The following is a 924-nucleotide window of genomic DNA, read 5'->3' as shown; positions in this document are numbered from 1 at the left end:
TCGTCGAGATCGAAGTGATCGCTGAGTTCGCGGCGTAAGCCGGCTCTCTCCATCTGTTCTCGTTTCGCGCTGGCCGACTTGTTTGTCGGCCAGCGCTTTTTTCGCCTGTCAGTGGGCGTTGCGTGGGCTTGGAGGTGTGCGATACTTAGCCCATGGGAACCACTGTCTCCAAGGCCAAACATCGCAGCAGTGAGGCGAAATCAGGAAGCCGCAAAAGGGTGGCGAATCCTGAAATGAAGGTGTTTGCAGAGAGAGCTGCCAAAAGACTCCAAGCTTGGTATGGTTCCAGAGTGGTCGCGGATTCCGGAACGTTGTTGAATGACTTGCGGAAGGACTCCTCCCGTTGATCGATGAGATAGTGCCCTCCCAGTTGGTGCGTGTCAGACTGATCATGTCCCTGACGACCTATTCACGATAGTTTCCCCGCCTGGCGGGCGTTGAGGGTCTTCCATGACATTCCTTAACTCCTCCCGCACTTTCCTTCTCGGTGGCATGCTGGCCGCCGGGCTCAGCGCTTCCGTTTTCGCCGCAAGCCCTTACGAGGGTCGCTGGGCGCTCACGCTCCCCAATGGCGGTGCTGGCTGGTTGGGGGTTGAGGAAACCGGCGGCAAGCTTCAGGGCAGCATCCTCTGGGGTGGTGGCAGTGTGGTGCCGGTGCAGGAAGTGAAGGTGGAAGGCGATACCCTCAAGGTGATCCGTCTCTCCAAGGCGAAGAACCCGAAGACCCAGGCTGAAGAGCAGGTGACAGAGACCATCACGGCGAAGGCCACGGGCGATGATCTCAAACTCAGCACCGTGAAGGTGAAAGCCGACGGCAAAGAGTTCGCCCAAGGCGATTTCACCGGCAAGCGAATCGCCGCCATCCCGGCCAAGCCTGATCTGGCCAAAGTGAAGTACGGTGAGCCAGTCTCCCTCTTCAACGGC

General features: G+C 58.8%; 1 pseudogene. It reads left to right on the top strand.

The window, feature by feature from the left end:
- Positions 1–450: 450 nt before the first annotated feature.
- Positions 451–924, top strand: a pseudogene (locus BV106_RS33860) (DUF1080 domain-containing protein); the annotation flags it as partial.

This window comes from Verrucomicrobium sp. BvORR106, assembly GCF_000739655.1.
In the GTDB taxonomy this organism is placed as follows: Bacteria; Verrucomicrobiota; Verrucomicrobiia; order Verrucomicrobiales; family Verrucomicrobiaceae; genus Verrucomicrobium.
This window is presented reverse-complemented; position numbering and strand designations above follow the sequence as displayed.